The sequence below is a fragment of the Streptomyces sp. NPDC001070 genome (assembly GCF_053598835.1).
In genome coordinates this window covers 179,724-196,906 of record NZ_JBSFLB010000004.1, presented here as the reverse complement: position 1 = coordinate 196,906, position 17,183 = coordinate 179,724, and the positions used below count along the sequence as shown (strand labels likewise).

The following is a 17,183-nucleotide window of genomic DNA, read 5'->3' as shown; positions in this document are numbered from 1 at the left end:
GCGCGGTTTCCATCTGCTCCCAGGATGTTCAGTCGAGGTCTGGCTGATTAGGCCAGGCCAACGCCATTTCCCGCGCGGTTAGTTGGCTCGACTGATCACGTTCAGGCGCTCCAGATACTCCTTGCCCCCTGCTGCGTCACTGAAGTCGCGGTTGACGATGGCGGCTAGCTCACGACTGACCATGAGCAACGATGGGAGGGACTGCCGCTCACCCTTGAGTGCCCACTCGCCGTACTGGACGGCTTGCTCTAGGTCGCCTTGCCGTGCGGCGACGACGCCGAGCGTGACCCTGGCTTCGGCCATGCGCATGGGTGCGCGCTCTGCCCCGTCGAAGTCTGTGCCCGCGCGGATCACTTCATGGGCGAGTGTCTCGGCGAACCGGTCCTCGCCCAGTAGGCGATAGCAGTCCATGGCATAAAAGTCGAACTTCGCAGGGTCGACTACGAAGTGGTGATCCAGGTTTTCGGGGTACGCCATACCTTCGAGCAGCTTGCGCCCTCGGTCGAGTGCTACCTCGGTCTGCCGGCGGTCACCGAGTCGGGCCCACGCCTTGGCCTCGTGTGCTGCAAGCTGGACGGCCACGCCCTTCGTGGGCGCCGCCTCGGTGCCTGCCTGCGAGGCTGCCAGGATGCCGCGGTAGTCGCCAGTGGTGAGAGCAAACCAGGCGCGCATCTCATGGGCCCAGCCAGCAATCTCGGCGTTCTCGGCTTCGTGCGCCAGCGATAGTGCCGCTCGGCGCGTGCTCTCCGCGGCAGCCCGGTCGCCCATGTCGTACTCGACGCATCCGACGAGGAGGGCGAGCCAACCGGACAGCGCCAGGACCTCGCGGTGTTGGGCGAGCGTGAGCCGCTGTGACTGAAGGCCGGCGATGCGTCGTAGCCACTGGCGGCCTTCGACGGCGAGTTGGTCACTGGGAAGGTGCGGATACTCCGAGCACAGCCGGTCAGCGGTGATGCGGAGCGCATCTAGCGTCGCGTTATCGACGTCGGAAGCTTGCAGGCGGCTGAGAATGTCCAGCGTCTCCATGCCACTGGCTGCTGTGATCTCGGCGCTGCCATCTCGCTGTCCTGTCGCAGGGAAGATTGCGTGTGTAACCGTGCCGAAGGTGTTGGCGATGATCGGTTGGTAGAAGTCGCTCGGCATAACTTCGCCGGACTCCCAGCGCTTCCACTGGCGGATCATGCTGGCACCCTCGGGCAGAGGCTTTGGCGCGTGAGCCCGCAGAGCCGCAACGGCTTCCGCTTGCGACCACTGCCGTGCTTCCCGCTCCGCGGCGATGCGTCGCGCCCATGCCGGTCGTTCGTCGCTCATGTGCCCTCCCATCGGGGTGCCTGCTTCGAGTCTGGCACCCAATGAGCCCCTGACACGCGGGGTGACAAGGGGGTGTCACCACTGCTGTCCACCGATGACACCTTCGATGTCACTGGGCATGCGGTCACTCGCCGCGCATGGTGGGTCACACGTTAGGCGCTGCCCGATTGATCGGCTCGCTCTTCCAGCTTGGCAACTCGGGCGGCGAGTCGCTGAAGCTCGGAGGTGAGGGTCTTGATCTGTTCCCGGACATCGGAATCGCCCGCCTCGTCGGTCGCTCCGTCGTCGTGCGAGCTGTCGCGAACGAAGTATCCCCGGTTCGGGACGGAAAAGATCAGCCCCTCATCGATCAGCATTCTGAGGCCATTGGTCACCGTGACGGGGTGGGCTCCGAACACGTCGGCAAGTTCTCGGAGGGACGGCAACTTCCCTCCGGGGCCCGGCTTGCCAGCCTCGATCTCCGTACGCAAGATCTCGGCGATGCGGCTCGCCTTGGTCCTCGGATCGTCTGCGGGGACGCTCATGCGCCGATCGTACCGAGCGGCAACGACTATCACCCTTCCCCCGCGCCTGGAGTATTGCGCTCTAGGGTGTGATAGTGCACTCTACTTGTGATGGCACTCGCCTTCGCGCATTCGTCTGGAGGGCGGCGCGTCTACCGCCAAGCAGCTTCGCCGCCCCCCCTCGTCCTCGAAAGGAACTTCCATCATGCCGTCCTTCAAGATCGACACTTCTACGGCCGTGGTGTTCGTCGCGGTCCCGCCCGCTCCGAAGGTCGCGAACCGGAAGACCGGTGAGATTGCGGTGGATCGCGATTCCGGCGCGGAGCTGATGACCGTAGGCCTGACCATCGCCGATGACGGTTCGGCGGACCTGCTTACCGTCGCGGTTCCCGCGCCCGGCATCCCCTCGGAGGGTCTGACGCCGGGCATGCCCGTCGCGGTGACCGGTCTGCGGGCCCGTTCGTGGGAGAACGAGATCAACGGCGAGAAGCGCTGGGGCATCGCCTTTCGCGCGGTCGCCGTCACCCCGCTCGCCGTCCCGGCCGGCGCGAAGGGCTGAGCGCCATGGCGGACTTAACGACACTCTTGGAGGTCGGTGGCCCGCTCGTCTCGCTCACCGGCGGAGCCTTGTACGCCAGGCAACGCACCCCGCGCCTGTACTGGTCCACGGCCGGCCTGCCCGCCGCGCTGGCCCGGATCCAGCGGGACTGGGAACAGACCATGGGCGCCTGCAACCTCAGCATCAGCCCCTCCCTGTATCAGCTCATGGCCGCGGACCGGGCCCAGCGGGCCAAGCTCCCGCACGACGTCCCCAAACTCCGCGGCATCCGCCCCTCCACCACCGGACTCCGCCTCCGTTTGCGCCTGGCCCGGGGTCTGGCTACCGAGGATGTCCGCAATGCCGCTGAAGCCCTGCGGCACGCCTGGCGGGTCCACGCCGTGCACGTCACCGAGGTCCGCCCCGGCACCGTGGACCTGCACCTGGTCGGCTTCGACGTCCTGCGCCGCGTGGTCATGCCGTCCCGGATGGCCGCCAAGTCGGCCGGCCTGCTGCGGGTGCCGGTGGCGCTACGGGAGGACGGGGGAGTGTTCGTCCGGGACTACCGGCAGATGCCACATGGGCTGACGCTGGGAGCGAACCAGTCCGGAAAGTCCATGTACGCCCGGTCCCTGTTCACCGGCCTTGCCCCGCAGCCGGTGGCGCTGGCGGGCATCGACTGCAAACGCGGCGTCGAGCAAGCACCCTTCGCGTCCCGCCTGTCCGCCCTCGCCACCGATCAGGACTCCTCGCTGGACCTGCTGCGCGCCCTCGTCGAGGTGGAGATGAACCACCGCTTCGACCTGATCCGCGACCACCTCGGCATCCCCGGCACCATCGCGCGAGAAGACATCACCGCCGACATCTGGGGCCTGCCCGAGCATCTGCGGCCGGCTCCGCTGGTCCTGGTCATCGATGAGATCGCCGAACTGTTCCTGTCGGCGAACAAGGCGGAAGAGAAGCGGCGCAACGAGACCGTTACCTTGCTGATCCGCTACGCCCAGCTCGCCCGCGCCACGGGCATGTTTCTGGAAGTCCTCGGGCAGCGCTTCGGCGCCGAACTCGGTAGGGGCGCCACCGCCCTGCGGGCCCAGCTCACCCACCGCGTGGTCCACCGCGTCAACGACGTCGAGACCGCCCGCATGGGCCTGGGGGATATCTCAGAGCAGGCCATGAACGCCTCGACTCAGCTTCCGGCCGGCTTGCCCGGCATGGCCATCGCCGGCGACGCCTCCGGCCGTTGGGCCAGGGTCCGCACCCCGTACCACGGCCTGGCCGCAGCCTCCGCCCTGTGCGCCAGTCACGCGCGCATGGTCCCGGACCTGCTCCACCTCGACGCCTTCCGCCCCGTGCCCGCCGCGGTCGTCGGTGAGGTCGTCGACCTGGCCAAGCCGGTGCCCGCCGGCGCCTGACGCACCTCCGCACCAACGGTCGGCGTGACCGTCCCCGCGCCAGATCCCTATCCCCGCCACGCCCGAAACCGAGAGGACGTGCCCGATGCCCGGTCCCTCCATCTCCGAGATCTCCGCGTTCCTCGCCGACCTGAACGCCCACCTCCGCACCGGCAGCGGCGACCTGGCGGCGCTGATGGACCGCAAGGCCAGCCTGCTGGAGCGCATCGCCCAGGCCCGGCCCGGTGACGCCGAGGCCGCCGCGATCGCCGCCAACGCCCGCGCCAACGCCGACCGCCTCAAGGGCCGGTGACCGCCATGCCCACACGGAAGAAGACCAGCACCCCCGAAGTGCCCGCGCCGGACGCGTGCCTGGTGTGCAAGGGCACCGGAGAAGTCGCCGTCCCGGTCCGCGTCGGCCGCACCCGCGCCGAGACCGATCACCGGCAGTCCGGCCTGTGCCTGACCTGCCTCGGCTCCGGCGAAGCCACCGACCCCGAATGACCCCCGGTGCCGGGCGGCCGGCCACCAAACCCCGCCCGGCCCCGGCCCATCACCACTCAAGGAAGGAGGACCCGCGATGCGCTCGAAACTCCGGCCGGATGCCGTGCTGGTGCAAGCCGTGATCGCCGGTGCCCTGTCCTTCGCCCACCTCCACGACATCGCCCAAGCCGCCGGACAGCACGGCTGGAAAGCCTGGGCCTACCCCGTCTCCGTCGACCTGCTGCTGGTCGCCGCCTGGCGACGACTGCGCCTCCTCCGCGCCGCCGCCGGTCCGGTCCGCGCTGCCTGGTTCTGGTTCGCCGTCGCCCTGACCGCGTCGCTGGGGGCGAACATCGCCACCGCCGGACTGCTGGACCTGGAGGACGTGCCCGCCTGGCTGCGGATCCTCGTGGCCGGCTGGCCCGCCCTGGCCTTCCTCGGCGGCACCCTCCTTGTCCACAGCCCATCCACAACGGTGGACAGCGAAACCGCAGAACCGATGTCCGAGCCGGTGACGGTCTCCGTTGCCAAGCCCGCGCCGGACGCGGTCGAGACGCCGGAGCCCGTTCCGGCTCTGCCAGCCGTGCCGCCTGAACCCGCACCGGCTCCCGCTCTGGCGGTTCCGCCCGCGCTGGTGGCGCATGCCCGCAAGGTCGCCGACGCCCACCGCGCCGTCACCGGCACCGAGATCGACACCGACACGCTGCGCACTCGGCTCGGCGTCCCCGCCCAGCTCGCAGAGGCCATCGCCGCCCAACTCGCCTGACAGGAGACCCCGCAATGACCGTCGACCTGCCGCTGATCGTGGTCCTGGCCGGCCTCGGCTACGCCGGACTGAAGTTCACCCGCGTCCCCAAATGGCTCGTCGTGGTGATCCTCTTGATCGGTTTCCAGCTCGCCGACAGCGCCATTGGCCCCGCCGTCGACTCCGGCACCCGCACCGGCGTCGACATCGTCAACGACTCCACCAAATAAGCCCCGGAAGGGAGATCCGCCATGCTCCGTCCCAAGATCCCGACCAACCCCACCGCGACTGGCATCGTTACCCCGCCGACGAGCACAGGCGCCGTGCAGCCCCAGCACTACGTCCCTGCCCCGGTTCCGGTCGCTTCCACGCGACCCACGGTGCAACTCACCCCCGGCGCCCTGATCACCGTCGTCGCTGGCGGCACCGCCGCCGCGCTGGTGGTCGGCACGGTCCTGGTCTCGCTGCTGCTCGCCGTCGCCATCACTGCCGCATCGGTCGCGGTGTGCGCGGTGGTCCTGCGCTCTCTGCTTAACGGGCAGTACAAGCACTGACCGGCCCTCGGGGCGGCGTCAACCGCCAAGCATCGACCGCCCCGAGAGCCCTGCCCCTCACCGATCACGAAGACCGACAAGGAGGCCCCATCATGCCCCAGCACAGCCCTGCCCCGGCGCGGATCTGCCATTACTGCGACGGCTTCCCCGCCGTCGCCATCACCACCGGCACTCGCCTAAGCGACGGGTCCCGCGCCATCATCCGCATCACCTGCCCTGCCTGCTCCGGCTCCGGATCCTCCTGGACGGCCGCCGCGTCCGCCTCGGTGAGGGCGGGTGTGTCGTGCTGACCTACGTCGACTTCTTCTGCGGTGCGGGCGGCTCGTCCTCTGGTGCCGCCGCCGTCCCCGGGATCCGGCCGGTGCTGGCCGCGAACCACTGGGACAAGGCGATCGCCTCCCACTCCCAGAACTTTCCCGGCGCAGATCATTTCCTGGGCGACCTGCATGACGCCGACGTCGCCCGTTTCCCGGCCGCTGACCTGTTCTGGGCCTCCCCGGAGTGCCCGCAGTGGTCCAACGCCCGGGGCAAGCGGCGGGACTTCGACGCCCAGCCCGACCTGTTCGGCGACACCCTCCCCGACGCCGCAACCGACCGGTCCCGGGCTCTCATGTGGGACATCCCCCGCTACCTCGAAGCCTGCGCCGCACGGGGCAAGCCCGTCCTCGCGGGGGTGGTGGAGAACGTCATCGACGTACGCGCCTGGTACCGCTGGACCGAATGGGTCGGCGCCATCCGCGCCCTGGGCTACCGCACCCGCCTGATCGCGCTGAACTCCATGCACGCCCGCCCCGCCCGCTCCGCGCCCGCGCCGCAGTCCCGCGACCGCCTCTACTTCGCCTACTGGCGGGCCGATCTGGGCCGTGACCCGGACTGGGACCGCTGGGTGCGCCCCACCGCCTGGTGCCCGGTGTGCGAGCAGGTCGTCACCGCGGTGCAGTCGTTCAAGAACCCGAAACGGGACATGGGCCGCTACCGCCAGCAGTACCTCTACCGCTGCTCCCGCGCCGCTTGCCGGAACGGCGTCGTAGAACCGGGCGTGCTGCCAGCGGCGGTGGCGATCGACTGGACCCGCCCCGGCACCCCGATCGCCGACCGCCCCAAAGGCCTGTCCCCGAAGACCCTCGCCCGTATCCGCGCCGGACTGGACCGCTATGCCCTCCCCGTCACCGTCCCTGCCGGCGGCACCTGGCGCACCGACCCCGCCCCGGTCACCGAGCCCCTGCCGACCCGCACCACCCGGGAGAACGACGCCTTGGCGGTGCCGCCGTTGCTGGTGCCGGTGGAGGGCAGGGAGGGCAAGCAGGCTGCCCCGGCCGGTGACCCGCTGCGCACCCAGACCGCCCGCAACGAAACCGGCCTCGCGTGGCTGCCGTTCATCGCCGAGCTCCGCGGCGGCTCCTCCGACGCCCGGCCGGTCACCGACGCCCTGGCCACCGTCACGGCGTCCGGGAACCACCACGGCCTGGTCACCGCCCCCGAACCCGTCCACTGGGACACCCTCCTGGTTCCCTACTACGGCACCGGCACCGGCACCGCTCGCACCGTTCGGGAGCCGGTCGGCACCCTCACCACCCGAGACCGCTACGCCCTGGTCAACGGCCCGGCCGTCGACCTGGACGCCGTGCTCTTCCGCATGCTCGAACCCGGCGAGATCGGCCGCGGCATGGCCTTCCCCGACACCTACGCCGTCCTCGGCAACAAGCGCGAGAAGGTCCGCCAGTACGGCAACGCCGTCACACCCCCCGTCGCCGAAGTCCTCGTCTCCGCACTCGTGGAAGCCATCACCGGTACCACGCTGCCGCGCACCCCTGCCGGGGGTCGCCTGTGACCGTCACTGCCACGCCCCTGGCGGGTCTGGACCCGGCTACCTGGCGGGACTTCTTGCGGGTGGCCGGGCGTCCGGGCCTGGACCGCTGGATGGATCAGGTACGCCGCACCGGCGGCTGCTCCGACCCGATCCACCTGGTCGGCTACACCAAGACCATCGACCGGGTCACCGGCCAGGTCCTCCACAGCTACGACACCGACAACGAGCCCGGCGGCCAGCTGCGCGTCGCCTGCGGCAACCGCCGCGCCTCTCGCTGCCCGGCCTGCGCCTGGACCTACGCTGGCGACACCTACCACCTCATCCGCGCCGGGCTCGTCGGTGACCCCGACAAGGGCACCCCCGAAACCGTGCGGGATCACCCGCGGGTGTTCGCCACTCTCACTGCCCCCTCCTTCGGCCCTGTGCACAACCGTCCCGACTCCGGCCGCTGCCGCTGCGGCACCGCCCACCGCGACGGCGACCCCGCGATTGGGACCCCGCTGGACCCGGACCGATACGACTACGCCGGCGCGGTGCTGTGGAACAACCACGCCTCCGACCTGTGGCGGTACTTCACCATCTACCTGCGCCGCGAGATCGCCGCCCGCGCCGGCCTCACCCAGAAAGCCGCCCGCGAACAGTCCCGGGTCTCCTTCGGCAAGGTCGCCGAGTACCAAAAGCGCGGAGCCGTCCACTTCCATGCCGTGATCCGCTTCGACGGCCCCGAAGGACCGGATTCGCCGCCCCCGGCCTGGGCCACCCTCGACCTGCTCACCGCGGCCATCCGCGCCGCTGTCGCGCGGGTCCGCGTCGTCGTGCCTGCCAACCCGGACGCCGGCCACACCGATGACTGGGCGCTGCGCTGGGGCACTCAGCTCGACGTCCGCCCTATTGGCGCTTTCGCCAGTGGAGAGATCACCGAACAAGCTGTTGCTTCCTACGTGGCCAAGTACGCCACCAAAGCCGCCGAGACCACCGGCACCGTCGACCGCCCCATCGGCAACCACGAAGCCCTCGTCCTGTTAGGCGTCCCCGACCACCCCCGGCGCCTCATCACGGCCTGCCTCGACCTCCACCGCTTCTACCCCGACCGCAAGCTGCGCGACTGGGCCCACATGCTCGGCTTCCGCGGCCACTTCTCCACCAAATCCCGCACCTACTCCACCACCCTGACCGCACTGCGACAGGTTCGCGCCGACTACCGCGCCGCCCAGCAACGCGAAGCCCTCGGTCTACCGGACCCCGACGACAACCCCGAGGCCACCATCCTCGTGCTCTCCCATTGGGCCTACGCCGGCCACGGACACACCCCCGGCGAAGCCTGGCTCGCCGCCACCATCCACCGCGACATCCAAGCAAGCCGCGAAACCGCCCGCGAAGCCCTGCGCGACCAACTCGCCCTGGAAGGAGCCGCAGCGTGAAGGACGAACTGATGACCGTTCCGCAGATCCTTGCCGAGTTGGGAGGCGTCTCGCGCCGCACCTTCTACCGCTGGCGCGAACTGGGGCAGGGCCCTGACGCCTTCAAGCTGCCCAACGGGGAGCTCCGGGTGTGGCGCAGTGACTTCATGGCGTGGCTGCGCCGGCTGGAGGGGACTGCCGCGTGAAGTCCCTCGACGTGAAGGTGTGGGCTGTTCGCAAGCGGAACACCAAGACACCGTCCTACAACGTGCGCTGGTCCGTGGGCGGCCAGGTCTTCTCCGATACGTTCCGGACCAAAGGCCTCGCCGACAATTTCCGCTCCAAGCTTCTGCGAGCAGCCCACGACGGAGAGGAGTTCGATGCCAGCAGCGGTCTCCCTCTGTCCATGGCGGAGCAAAAGGCCACGCTGACCTGGTACGACTTCGCGCTCAAGTATCTGACGATGAAGTGGCCGCACGCCGCACCGAACACCCGCGACGGAATCAATGAATCGCTGGCATCGGTGACCATAGCGCTCCTGGATGACCGTCTCGGCCAGCCGCCAGAGGAACTGCTCCGCAAGGCTCTGCGGAACTGGGCCTTCGTCCTCCCGGGGCCGAATGATAGGGAACTGCCGCCGGAGATCGCCAATGCACTGCATTGGGTGTCCAAGGCGTCACGTCCGCTGGCGGATCTTGGCGACCCGGCGATTGGCCGCGCCGTGCTCGATTCCCTCAAGCTCAAATTGGACGGCACTGCGGCCGCTGCTGAGACCGTGCGGCGGAAGCGACGGACGCTCGTCAACGCCATGCACTACGCGGTCGACCTGGGCGAGTTCCCGGAAAACCCGCTCGCCGGCGTGCGGTGGCAAAAGCCCAAAGTCTCCGCCGAGGTAGACCCTCGGGTCGTCGCCAACCCACACCAAGCTCGCACCCTCCTGAACGCCGTGTCGTACGTCGGCGGATACCGGCGTGCTCGCGGACGGCGCCTCGTGGGCCTGTTCGCCGCGATGTACTTCGGGGGCTTACGCCCGGCCGAAGCGGTCGGCCTGGCCGAGAGTGATCTCATCCTGCCGGCCACCGGATGGGGCTCCGCCCTGCTCCACCGCACGCGCCCGAGCGTGGGAAGGCAGTGGACCGACTCGGGGGAGAGCCATGACGACCGCGGGCTGAAGAACCGTCCGGCTGAAGACGTGCGGCGGGTGCCGATCCCCCCGCAGTTGGTGGCCATCTTCCGGGAACATCTCGACACCTTCGGAACGGCTGATGACGGGCGCCTGTTCTTTAGCGAGGGCGGAGGAGTGGTCTCCTCGTCCTCCTACTACCGGGCTTGGCAAGAGGCTCGCCTGCTGGCGCTGCCGCCGACTGTGGCCGTATCGCCCCTCGCTCGGCGGCCCTACGACCTTCGGCACTCGGCGCTATCGACGTGGCTCAACGCCGGCGTGGACGCCACCGAGGTTGCAGAGCGTGCCGGGAACAGCGTCGAGGTGCTGTTGACCCGCTACGCGAAGTGTCTCGACGGGCGGCAGGAGGCAGCCAACCGACGCATCGACGACCTGCTGCGCGAGTACGAGTGAGGGCTGCTGTCCCTGCCCACGGACTTCAGGACCTGGCCATGGGACTTACTGCTTCTACTGCTTCCCAGCTCACGGGCGGCGAAGGGCAAGATCCGATCCACAGGCCGTGCCCAGAGTCAGACAGGCGAGAGAGTTTCGGGGAACACCGGATCCGTGAGTACTTCGTCACATAGAGTGCATGCACTACTCCGATCGCGCCAGGAGCTCCATGCCTCCGCTACCGCCCTTCGACCCGGACACCCTGTGCCCGCCTCCCGGTCGCTACCCAATGACCTGGGACGAAGTTGAACACACCTTGGTGCGGGGAGAACCCTTCCGGGATTCGAGCACCCGCCTCGGGCTGTGGACCGAGCTGCAGGCGCATAGGACAGCCGTTGAATGCTTGTTCGGAGGAGTGCGACGCATCTGGCTGGCAGGTAGCTTCGTAAGCGGCAAACTGGACCCTAGCGATGTGGACCTTGCCTACCTGATTGACGCAGACGTCTTCGGGGCAATCACTGAGCCAGACGACATCGCCGACCTTGCCAACCTCGCCGATCGGGAGTGGTGCGTGAAGCACGGCATGCGCGTCGACGCCTACATCCTGAGCCTGCCTGCCACTGTGGACTTCAAGGATCTAGGGTTGGTTGGAGCGATGGCAGCGGGGGATACTGAAGTCTTCCAGCTGCTTGGTCTGTATGACGAAATCTGGCAGCGCTGCCGCACTGGCGCTGGCCAGCGCAGGGGTTACGTGGAGGTATCGCTATGAGCACGCCTCACAGCTTGCCTGACGCCACAGACAAGAACGCCCTGCGTGCCTGGCTTGCGGCAAGAAGGTCTGAATCTGCGGAGAAGCCAGCCCCGCGCACGATGGCTGAACTACGGTCTGCCCAGCTCAAGCGACTCGCCAGATCCATGGAGGGCAGCGGGGAATCTGAGTCTCAGGAACACCTGGCGTGGCCGGTTTTGAGATTTTCCCTCGACGGCGATGCGGTGCGTAGTCACCGGATTGAGTCGGCTGTTCTAGGCGATTGGCTCCGGACCCTTCAAGCTGCGGTCCAATCCGTGGCTTACGCCCTGGACGAGCTCCGTCCGACACGGGACTCGGGACCTGTACCGAAAGAGATTCAAAGGATTACCAGACTTTTCTCTGGGCCGGTCTTCGCATCCTCGTATGGCATGGTTTTGCAGGGGGCGCCTGATCTCGGACAGGGAGAGTTGCCGGGCACGGGTTCTGATGTGCTCCTAGATAAGGCGATAAACCGGATCCTTGACGTGGCTGACCGCGCGAGCTCTGGAGTCGATGCCGAGGACGCTGTACTCGATGCGGCATTGCCGCTGGGCCGGCGAGTGATCAGCCATCTGTCGGATCTGTCGGACGTTCTTGCTTCTACCGGGACCAGCGTCACCCTGACCTGGGAGTCAAAGGCAACTTCTCGCCGCACGTCTTCTTTGAGCTCGGAGAGTGCTGACCGCTGCCGACAAGCACTGAGGGCGGCGCAGGTAGAAGACAGCAACGACCAACTCGTTGGCACAGTGGTCGGGGGCAGCAAGCTACGCGGAGTGATCGAGCTCGAAGTGGAGGGGAAGGGCGTTGTAGTCGTCCGCACTCCCAAAGATGACGTCACGGGCTTGCTAGCGGCGTACGCAGAACGGCAAGTGGTGGCAGATTTGCATGTCCTAACGGCGCGATCGCCAGGTGGCCGTGAGCACCGCAGCTACGTTTTGCTCGCTCTTCGCGAGCCAGTTTCTGAAGAACATCTGTAGTTAGCCAGCCATCAGGCACAGTTTTCGCGTCAGTGGTCTCGTGGAGGCTGGGCGGTCGGGATCATCCGGCCGCCCATCGGCCGGCGGCGCCACCTTCAACCGACGGGGAAAGCGGGCGGCTCGTGATTTTCTGCGTGGTGCCCTCTATGCCACGGCTCAAGTGTCGCGAGCGACCATGGGACGTCAGAGGACTGGGTGGGTCCGTCACCGCCTGACTTTCACGCTCATCTGCGCTGATGCTCCAAGATCCTGTCCACGTATTGTCCACAGACCCCGTCCTAGACCCGCTTCCGGCGGCACACGCCTGCGCATACGCAAAGACCCCGCACTCAGCGTCTTGGCTGGTGGCGGGGTCTTTTGGCACCTCGTACAAGGTGCCCCCGGCAGGATTCGAACCTGCGCACACGGCTCCGGAGGCCGTTGCTCTATCCCCTGAGCTACGGGGGCGTGTCATCCGCTGTGGCGGCGACGGGTGAAACCTTACCAGCCTGGAAGGGGTGTCCGTGTACAGGGTTTCCGGGGAGGCGGGTCGAGGGCCAGAAGGCGGCGCGAGAGGGTCGAAGGGGGGTGGGCGCCGGGCCCGCACCCCGTGCCCCGCGCAACGTGCCTGTGGCATAGCCCATGGCACGGCCCCCTGTCCGGAGCACCGCCGTGGCGTCCCCCGGTCGGGGAGGGAATGGGGAAAACGCGGACGCATCCGATCCGGCACGCCTAGGCTTCGAATGTGCCGGGCGTGTCCGGCCGGGTGCTTGTCGTCGACGACAACAAGGTCATCCGGCAGCTGATCAGGGTCAACCTCGAGCTGGAGGGCTTCGAGGTCGTGACCGCGGCCGATGGTGCCGAGTGCCTGGACGTGGTGCAGCGGGTCCGGCCCGACATCGTGACCCTCGACGTCGTCATGCCACGCCTCGACGGGATAAGGACGGCGGCCCGCCTCCGTGCCGATCCCCGCACGCGCGACATGCGGATCGTCGTGATCAGCGCCTGCACCCAGGCGGAGGTGGAGAGCGGGGTCGCCGCCGGGGTGGACGCGTTCCTCGGCAAGCCCTTCGAGCCCGGTGAACTGGTCAGGGTCGTACGGCGGCTCGTCGACGGCTCCCAGGCCCCCGAAGCGGCCCAAGCCGTCCAAGCCACCCAAGCCGCCCAAGCCGGTCAGGCCGGTCAAGAGGAAGAAGAAGAGGAAGGGACCCTGCGGCCACTCCCGGCACTGCGTGACGAGAGGTGACCAAAGGGTGAAACCCGTTCGCGTCGGCACCCCCCTCCTCGCCTACGCTTGCGTCTGTGACCCCCGCTGAGCTCTCCCGCACCGTGCTCGCCACGGTCCGTCGTGCCGTGGAGGCCGACGAGCTCAGCCTCACCGGCCCGGTCCCCGAGCGGATCGTCGTCCGCAAGCCGCCGCGGCCCGGGTGCGGGGACTACGCCACGAACGTCGCCCTGCAGCTGGCCCCCGTCACCGGCGCCGCGCCGCTCACCGTCGCCGAGGTGCTGGGCCGCCGGCTCGCCGGCACCCCCGGCATCGCCCGCGTCGACATCGCCCACCCCGGCTTCCTCAACATCACCCTCGAAGGCGAGTCGTACGAGGCCCTCGTCGGCCTCGTCCGCGACCAGGGGCCCCGCTACGGCGTCCGCCACCAGGACGTTCCGCCCCCGGCAGTCCCTGAACGAGATGCCCGCGCCGCCGCCTTCGCCGCCGCCCTCCACCGCCTCCACGCCGCCACCGGTATCGAGCCGCCCGCGCGGCACCCGCGCCCCGTCGCGGCCGGGACGCCGGAGCTCCACCGCACCCTCGGCGCCGACGCCACCGCCTGGGCCCTGCTGCGCCCGCCCGCCGAGGACGTGCCCCGCACCGACCCGGCCGAGCACCTGGCGCAGCGCGAGAGCAACCCCCTGTTCCGGGTCCGGTACGCTCACGCCCGTACCCGGGCCCTGCTGCGCAACGCCCACGATCTGGGCGTCGAGCCACGCGCGGACGGCGCGGGCCCCCGCCACCCCGCGGAGACCGGACTGCTCGGCCTGATCGCCGACTTCCCCCGCACCGTGGAGGCCGCGGCCCGGCACGGCGCGCCCGACCGGGTGGCGCGGCTGCTGGAGCGCACCGCCGACGCCTTCCTCCGCTTCCACGACGAGTGCCCGGCGCTGCCGAAGGGCGAGGAGAAACCCTCGGCCGTTCACGGGGCCCGCCTGGCGCTGGCCGACGCCGCCGGGACCGTGCTCGCCAACGGCCTGACCCTGCTCGGCATCAGCGCCCCCCGACACCTGTGAGAGCAGAGAGCAGGAGACGATGAGCCGTTCCGCCCACCCCGCCGGGCCCCGTTACGCCGACGTCCTTCCCGAGGGCCACTACGCGGCGCCGCCGACCGATCTGAACGCCCTGGACCCCCAGGTCTGGGCCCGCACCGTCACCCGGGACGCCGAGGGCGTCGCCACCGTCGGCGGCCTGGACGTCCGCCGGCTCGCCGAGGAGTTCGGCACCCCCGCGTACGTCCTGGACGAGGCCGACTTCCGGGCCCGCTGCCGCGCCTGGCGCGAGGCCTTCGGCACCGACGCCGACGTCTTCTACGCCGGCAAGGCCTTCCTGTCCCGCGCGGTCGTGCGGTGGCTGCACGAGGAGGGCCTCAACCTCGACGTCTGCTCCGGTGGTGAACTGGCCGTGGCGCTGTCCGCCGGGATGCCGGCCGACCGCATCGCGCTGCACGGCAACAACAAGACCGTCGCGGAGATCCGCCAGGCCGTCGAGGCCGGGGTGGGCCGGATCGTGCTGGACTCGTTCCAGGAGATCGTCCGGGTCGCGGACACCGCCCAGCGGCTGGGCACCCGGCAGCGGGTCCAGATCCGCGTCACCGTGGGCGTCGAGGCGCACACCCACGAGTTCATCGCCACCGCGCACGAGGACCAGAAGTTCGGCTTCTCCCTCACCGGCGGGGACGCCGCGGAGGCGGTGCGCCGCGTGCTGCGCCTGGACTCGCTCGAACTGGTGGGCATCCACTCGCACATCGGCTCGCAGATCTTCGACACCTCCGGCTTCGAGGTGGCCGCGCACCGGGTGATCGGCCTGCTGAAGCAGATCCGCGACGAGCACGGCGTCGAGCTGCCCGAGATCGACCTCGGCGGCGGCCTCGGCATCGCGTACACCCCGGACGACGACCCGCGCGAGCCGCACGAGATCGCCAAGTCGCTGGGTGAGATCGTCTCCCGGGAGTGCCAGGGGGCGGGGCTCGCGGTGCCGCGGCTGTCGGTCGAGCCGGGACGGGCGATCGTCGGCCCGACGGCGTTCACCCTCTACGAGGTGGGCACGATCAAGCCGCTGGAGGGCCTGCGGACCTACGTGAGCGTGGACGGCGGCATGTCGGACAACATCCGCACCGCGCTGTACGACGCCGAGTACAGCGTGGCCCTGGTGTCGCGGTCGAGCGACGCCGAGCCGATGCTGAGCCGTGTGGTCGGCAAGCACTGCGAGTCCGGTGACATCGTCGTGCGCGACGCCTTCCTCCCCGCCGACCTGGCCCCCGGCGACCTGCTGGCGGTGCCCGCGACGGGCGCGTACTGCCGCTCGATGGCGAGCAACTACAACCATGCCCTGCGCCCCCCGGTGGTCGCCGTCAAGGACGGCGAGGCCAGGGTGATCGTCCGGCGCGAGACGGAGGAGGATCTCCTGCGTCTCGACGTCGGCTGACGTGGAATCTCACATAGAAGGAGACCGGTCTCGCGATCCGGACAGGGCGTGGAATCTTCCGTCCGGTGCGTGAGACTGGGACCGTCCAAAGAGCTCGAAAGAGCCGAAAACGCGAAGCGAGGTCGGATGATGCGTACGCGTCCGCTGAAGGTGGCGCTGCTGGGCTGTGGTGTGGTCGGCTCAGAGGTGGCGCGCATCATGACGACGCACGCGGACGACCTCGCTGCGCGGGTCGGCGCCCCGGTGGAGCTGGCCGGGATCGCCGTGCGGCGGCCGAACCGGGTACGTGCCGGGGTGCCCGGGGAACTGCTCACCACGGACGCGACAGCCCTGGTCAAACGCGGGGACATCGACGTGGTCGTCGAGGTGATCGGCGGCATCGAGCCGGCCCGCTCCCTGATCACCACCGCCTTCGAGCACGGTGCCAGTGTCGTCTCCGCCAACAAGGCCCTGCTGGCCGCCGACGGCGCCGCGCTGCACGCCGCCGCCGTCGAGCAGGGGGTGGACCTCTATTACGAGGCCGCGGTCGCCGGCGCCATCCCGCTGATCCGCCCGCTGCGCGAGTCGCTCGCCGGCGACAAGGTCAACCGGGTGCTCGGCATCGTCAACGGCACGACCAACTTCATCCTCGACAAGATGGACACCACAGGCGCCGGCTACTCCGAGGCGCTGGACGAGGCCACCGCGCTGGGCTACGCCGAGGCCGACCCCACCGCCGACGTCGAGGGCTTCGACGCCGCCGCCAAGGCCGCGATCCTGGCCGGCATCGCCTTCCACACCCGCGTGACCATCGACGACGTCCACCGCGAGGGGATCACCGAGGTCACCGCGGCCGACATCGCCTCGGCCCAGCGGATGGGCTGCACGGTGAAGCTGCTGGCGATCTGCGAGCGCAGTGCCGACGGCCGTTCGGTCACCGCCCGCGTCCACCCGGCGATGATCCCGCTGACGCACCCGCTGGCGAGCGTGCGCGAGGCGTACAACGCGGTCTTCGTGGAGGCCGCGGCCGCCGGTCAGCTGATGTTCTACGGTCCCGGGGCGGGCGGCTCGCCGACGGCCTCCGCGGTCCTGGGCGACCTGGTGGCGACCTGCCGCAACAGGCTGGCGAGCACGACCGGGCCGGGGGAGTCCGCGTACGCGCAGCTCACCGTGAGCCCCATGGGCGATGTGGTGACCCGCTACCACATCAGCCTGGACGTGGCGGACAAACCGGGTGTCCTGGCCCAGGTGGCCACGGTCTTCGCCGAGCATCAGGTGTCCATCGACACGGTTCGCCAGCAGGGCAGGAATCCGGGCGGGGACGGAGTCGCCGTCGAACAGGGCGGCGAGGCCTCGCTCGTCGTCGTCACCCACCGGGCGCCGGACGCGGCGCTCGCGGCGACCGTCGAGGCCCTGCGCAAACTCGACACCGTTCGGGGCGTCGCCAGCATCATGCGTGTTGAAGGGGAGTAAG

Annotated in this window: 19 protein-coding genes and 1 tRNA gene; 17 read left to right on the top strand and 3 right to left on the bottom strand. The window is 69.4% G+C overall.

All coding sequences use genetic code 11. The features are described 5' to 3' along the window. Positions 1 to 78: 78 nt before the first annotated feature. Positions 79 to 1,311 (bottom strand): XRE family transcriptional regulator, encoded by a 1,233-nt coding sequence (locus tag ACWDAS_RS06910; protein WP_450387784.1) that lies wholly within the window; start codon positions 1,309 to 1,311, stop codon positions 79 to 81. Between the two features lie 152 nt (positions 1,312 to 1,463). Further along, positions 1,464 to 1,835, bottom strand: a complete 372-nt coding sequence (locus ACWDAS_RS06905) for a winged helix-turn-helix domain-containing protein (RefSeq protein WP_450387783.1) — start codon at positions 1,833 to 1,835, stop codon at positions 1,464 to 1,466. A 184-nt stretch (positions 1,836 to 2,019) separates the two neighbouring features. On the opposite strand from ACWDAS_RS06905, the gene ACWDAS_RS06900 reads away from it, so the two are divergent. From ACWDAS_RS06900 to ACWDAS_RS06840, 13 genes are all read left to right on the top strand, one after another. Further along, a complete protein-coding gene (locus ACWDAS_RS06900; RefSeq protein WP_450387782.1) occupies positions 2,020 to 2,373 on the top strand; it encodes an SCO3933 family regulatory protein in 354 nt (117 codons plus the stop codon). Positions 2,374 to 2,378: 5 nt separating this feature from the next. After that, positions 2,379 to 3,764, top strand: coding sequence for an FtsK/SpoIIIE domain-containing protein (locus ACWDAS_RS06895; RefSeq protein ID WP_450387781.1), 1,386 nt, complete (start codon positions 2,379 to 2,381; stop codon positions 3,762 to 3,764). 85 nt (positions 3,765 to 3,849) lie between these two features. Then, a complete protein-coding gene (locus ACWDAS_RS06890) occupies positions 3,850 to 4,056 on the top strand; it encodes a hypothetical protein (protein ID WP_450387780.1) in 207 nt (68 codons plus the stop codon). Positions 4,057 to 4,061: 5 nt separating this feature from the next. Further along, positions 4,062 to 4,247 carry a hypothetical protein gene (locus tag ACWDAS_RS06885; RefSeq protein ID WP_450387779.1) on the top strand — a complete coding sequence of 62 codons (186 nt, stop codon included), beginning with the start codon at positions 4,062 to 4,064 and terminating at the stop codon, positions 4,245 to 4,247. Between the two features lie 76 nt (positions 4,248 to 4,323). Beyond that, on the top strand, positions 4,324 to 4,992 hold the full coding sequence (locus tag ACWDAS_RS06880; RefSeq protein ID WP_450387778.1) for a DUF2637 domain-containing protein: 669 nt from the start codon (positions 4,324 to 4,326) through the stop codon (positions 4,990 to 4,992). A 14-nt stretch (positions 4,993 to 5,006) separates the two neighbouring features. Further along, positions 5,007 to 5,201: a hypothetical protein gene (locus tag ACWDAS_RS06875; protein ID WP_450387777.1), complete on the top strand. Its 195-nt coding sequence runs from the start codon at positions 5,007 to 5,009 to the stop codon at positions 5,199 to 5,201. Positions 5,202 to 5,222: 21 nt separating this feature from the next. Then, the gene (locus ACWDAS_RS06870) at positions 5,223 to 5,525 is read left to right on the top strand and encodes a SpdD-like protein (RefSeq protein WP_450387776.1); all 303 of its coding nucleotides are present in this window, start codon (positions 5,223 to 5,225) and stop codon (positions 5,523 to 5,525) included. A gap of 283 nt (positions 5,526 to 5,808) precedes the next feature. After that, positions 5,809 to 7,356 carry a DNA cytosine methyltransferase gene (locus tag ACWDAS_RS06865; RefSeq protein WP_450387775.1) on the top strand — a complete coding sequence of 516 codons (1,548 nt, stop codon included), beginning with the start codon at positions 5,809 to 5,811 and terminating at the stop codon, positions 7,354 to 7,356. After that, entirely contained in the window at positions 7,353 to 8,756 is a 1,404-nt protein-coding gene (gene repSA / locus ACWDAS_RS06860) for a replication initiator protein RepSA (RefSeq protein WP_450387774.1), read from the top strand. The genes ACWDAS_RS06865 and repSA overlap by 4 nt, the downstream gene beginning before the upstream one ends. 11 nt (positions 8,757 to 8,767) lie before the next feature. Continuing rightward, positions 8,768 to 8,941, top strand: coding sequence for a helix-turn-helix transcriptional regulator (locus ACWDAS_RS06855; RefSeq protein ID WP_179279879.1), 174 nt, complete (start codon positions 8,768 to 8,770; stop codon positions 8,939 to 8,941). Beyond that, positions 8,938 to 10,311, top strand: coding sequence for a tyrosine-type recombinase/integrase (locus tag ACWDAS_RS06850; RefSeq protein ID WP_450387773.1), 1,374 nt, complete (start codon positions 8,938 to 8,940; stop codon positions 10,309 to 10,311). Before ACWDAS_RS06855 ends, ACWDAS_RS06850 begins: the two co-directional genes overlap by 4 nt. 178 nt (positions 10,312 to 10,489) lie before the next feature. Beyond that, on the top strand, positions 10,490 to 11,059 hold the full coding sequence (locus ACWDAS_RS06845; protein WP_450387772.1) for a nucleotidyltransferase domain-containing protein: 570 nt from the start codon (positions 10,490 to 10,492) through the stop codon (positions 11,057 to 11,059). 410 nt (positions 11,060 to 11,469) lie between these two features. Beyond that, on the top strand, positions 11,470 to 12,057 hold the full coding sequence (locus tag ACWDAS_RS06840; RefSeq protein ID WP_450387771.1) for a hypothetical protein: 588 nt from the start codon (positions 11,470 to 11,472) through the stop codon (positions 12,055 to 12,057). Positions 12,058 to 12,432: 375 nt separating this feature from the next. On the opposite strand, the gene ACWDAS_RS06835 is transcribed toward ACWDAS_RS06840, so the two are convergent. Further along, positions 12,433 to 12,504, bottom strand: a tRNA-Arg gene (locus ACWDAS_RS06835). A gap of 277 nt (positions 12,505 to 12,781) precedes the next feature. On the opposite strand from ACWDAS_RS06835, the gene ACWDAS_RS06830 reads away from it, so the two are divergent. The 4 genes from ACWDAS_RS06830 to ACWDAS_RS06815 all read left to right on the top strand — a co-directional run bounded on the left by ACWDAS_RS06830 (position 12,782) and on the right by ACWDAS_RS06815 (position 17,182). Next, positions 12,782 to 13,282 carry a response regulator gene (locus ACWDAS_RS06830; RefSeq protein WP_450387770.1) on the top strand — a complete coding sequence of 167 codons (501 nt, stop codon included), beginning with the start codon at positions 12,782 to 12,784 and terminating at the stop codon, positions 13,280 to 13,282. Between the two features lie 56 nt (positions 13,283 to 13,338). Continuing rightward, positions 13,339 to 14,319 carry an ArgS-related anticodon-binding protein NrtL gene (gene nrtL, locus ACWDAS_RS06825; RefSeq protein WP_450387769.1) on the top strand — a complete coding sequence of 327 codons (981 nt, stop codon included), beginning with the start codon at positions 13,339 to 13,341 and terminating at the stop codon, positions 14,317 to 14,319. A gap of 19 nt (positions 14,320 to 14,338) precedes the next feature. Then, positions 14,339 to 15,730, top strand: coding sequence for a diaminopimelate decarboxylase (gene lysA, locus ACWDAS_RS06820; protein WP_450387768.1), 1,392 nt, complete (start codon positions 14,339 to 14,341; stop codon positions 15,728 to 15,730). Between the two features lie 126 nt (positions 15,731 to 15,856). Then, on the top strand, positions 15,857 to 17,182 hold the full coding sequence (locus tag ACWDAS_RS06815; RefSeq protein WP_450387767.1) for a homoserine dehydrogenase: 1,326 nt from the start codon (positions 15,857 to 15,859) through the stop codon (positions 17,180 to 17,182). The last annotated feature ends 1 nt before the right edge of the window (position 17,183 follow it).

Bases quoted from the DNA above. Each gene is read 5' to 3' on its own strand.
- ACWDAS_RS06900 (WP_450387782.1), top strand. From the start codon at position 2,020: ATGCCGTCCTTCAAGATCGACACTTCTACGGCCGTGGTGTTCGTCGCG.
- ACWDAS_RS06880 (WP_450387778.1), top strand. From the start codon at position 4,324: ATGCGCTCGAAACTCCGGCCGGATGCCGTGCTGGTGCAAGCCGTGATC.
- ACWDAS_RS06885 (WP_450387779.1), top strand. From the start codon at position 4,062: ATGCCCACACGGAAGAAGACCAGCACCCCCGAAGTGCCCGCGCCGGAC.
- ACWDAS_RS06855 (WP_179279879.1), top strand. From the start codon at position 8,768: ATGACCGTTCCGCAGATCCTTGCCGAGTTGGGAGGCGTCTCGCGCCGC.
- lysA (WP_450387768.1), top strand. From the start codon at position 14,339: ATGAGCCGTTCCGCCCACCCCGCCGGGCCCCGTTACGCCGACGTCCTT.
- ACWDAS_RS06895 (WP_450387781.1), top strand. From the start codon at position 2,379: ATGGCGGACTTAACGACACTCTTGGAGGTCGGTGGCCCGCTCGTCTCG.
- ACWDAS_RS06890 (WP_450387780.1), top strand. From the start codon at position 3,850: ATGCCCGGTCCCTCCATCTCCGAGATCTCCGCGTTCCTCGCCGACCTG.
- ACWDAS_RS06910 (WP_450387784.1), bottom strand. From the start codon at position 1,311: ATGAGCGACGAACGACCGGCATGGGCGCGACGCATCGCCGCGGAGCGG.
- ACWDAS_RS06870 (WP_450387776.1), top strand. From the start codon at position 5,223: ATGCTCCGTCCCAAGATCCCGACCAACCCCACCGCGACTGGCATCGTT.
- ACWDAS_RS06905 (WP_450387783.1), bottom strand. From the start codon at position 1,835: ATGAGCGTCCCCGCAGACGATCCGAGGACCAAGGCGAGCCGCATCGCC.
- ACWDAS_RS06845 (WP_450387772.1), top strand. From the start codon at position 10,490: ATGCACTACTCCGATCGCGCCAGGAGCTCCATGCCTCCGCTACCGCCC.
- ACWDAS_RS06840 (WP_450387771.1), top strand. From the start codon at position 11,470: ATGGTTTTGCAGGGGGCGCCTGATCTCGGACAGGGAGAGTTGCCGGGC.
- ACWDAS_RS06875 (WP_450387777.1), top strand. From the start codon at position 5,007: ATGACCGTCGACCTGCCGCTGATCGTGGTCCTGGCCGGCCTCGGCTAC.
- ACWDAS_RS06815 (WP_450387767.1), top strand. From the start codon at position 15,857: ATGATGCGTACGCGTCCGCTGAAGGTGGCGCTGCTGGGCTGTGGTGTG.